Below are 246 nucleotides of genomic sequence, written 5' to 3'. Positions count from 1 at the left end.
CACACAATCTCCTTTCCCAGGGTTAAGGATGCGTCCATGCTACAAATGGGCAGCCACTACTTTGTCTCAGATCAGGACTTCTCCCGGATTGTGGCTATTCTCCGGCTGGCTGTACCTTATACCGGCATGATCCTCACTGCACGCGAACCTGCCGGCCTGCGTAACGAACTGCTGCAATACGGCGTCTCTCAGATCGACGGCGGAACCAAAATAGAACTGGGCGGCTACGTGACCAAAGAGAAGGAG

1 pseudogene is annotated in these 246 nt (G+C 54.5%); it reads left to right on the top strand.

Features of this window, described 5'->3' with window-relative positions:
- A pseudogene (locus tag B3Z75_RS07550) lies at positions 1-246 on the top strand ([FeFe] hydrogenase H-cluster radical SAM maturase HydG); the annotation flags it as partial.

The sequence above is a fragment of the Proteiniphilum sp. UBA1028 genome (assembly GCF_002316955.1).
Classification (GTDB): domain Bacteria; phylum Bacteroidota; class Bacteroidia; order Bacteroidales; family Dysgonomonadaceae; genus Proteiniphilum.
The sequence above is the reverse complement of the archived record's forward strand: the minus strand, read 5'-3'. Positions and strand labels throughout refer to the sequence as shown.